General features: G+C 65.6%; 1 pseudogene. It reads right to left on the bottom strand.

Going from position 1 to position 777, the window contains the following annotated elements:
* Positions 1-777 (bottom strand): annotated as a pseudogene (locus AC5RTT_RS20680) (pyruvate dehydrogenase (acetyl-transferring), homodimeric type); the annotation flags it as partial.

Below are 777 nucleotides of genomic sequence, written 5' to 3'. Positions count from 1 at the left end.
GGACCAGGGGCACGCCGTGGGTGGCGTAGGCGGTGCCGGCGGCGGTGAAGGCTGCCACGGCGCCGGCTTCGTTGATGCCGGGGTGGATCAGCTGGCCTGCGGGGGATTCCTTGTAGGCCAGGACCAGGTCACGGTCCACGGACAGGTAGTTCTGGCCCTTGGGGTTGTAGATCTTCGCCGTCGGGAAGAACGCATCCATGCCGAACGTACGGGCCTCGTCCGGGATGATCGGGGCGATGTGCTTGCCGAAGTTCTTGTCCCGCATCAGGTCCTTGAGCAGGCGGACGAATGCCATGGTGGTGGCTGCCTGCTGCTTGCCCGAGCCGCGCTTGGCCACCTCGTAGGACTTCGCCTCCGGCAACGTGATCTCGGCGTGCTTGGAGCGGCGCTCCGGCACGGACCCGCCCAGGGCGGCCCGGCGCTCCATCATGTACTGGATTTCCGGCGCATCGGTGCCCGGGTGGTAGTACGGGGGCCGGTACGGATCCTTCTCCAGCTGCTCGTCGGAGACCGGGATCCGCAGGTGGTCGCGGAACTTCTTCAGGTCATCCAGCGTGAGTTTTTTCATCTGGTGGGTGGCGTTGCGGCCTTCGAAGTGGGGTCCGAGTCCGTAGCCCTTGACGGTTTTGGCGAGGATGACGGTGGGTTTGCCCTTGAATTCGGTGGCTGCCTTGTACGCCGCGTAGACCTTGCGGTAGTCGTGGCCGCCGCGCTTGAGGTTCCAGATCTGGTCATCGGTGAGGTCCGCGACCAGGTCCTTGGTGCGGGGGTCCTTGC

Source organism: Arthrobacter sp. Y3221157, assembly GCF_059089865.1.
This window is presented reverse-complemented; position numbering and strand designations above follow the sequence as displayed.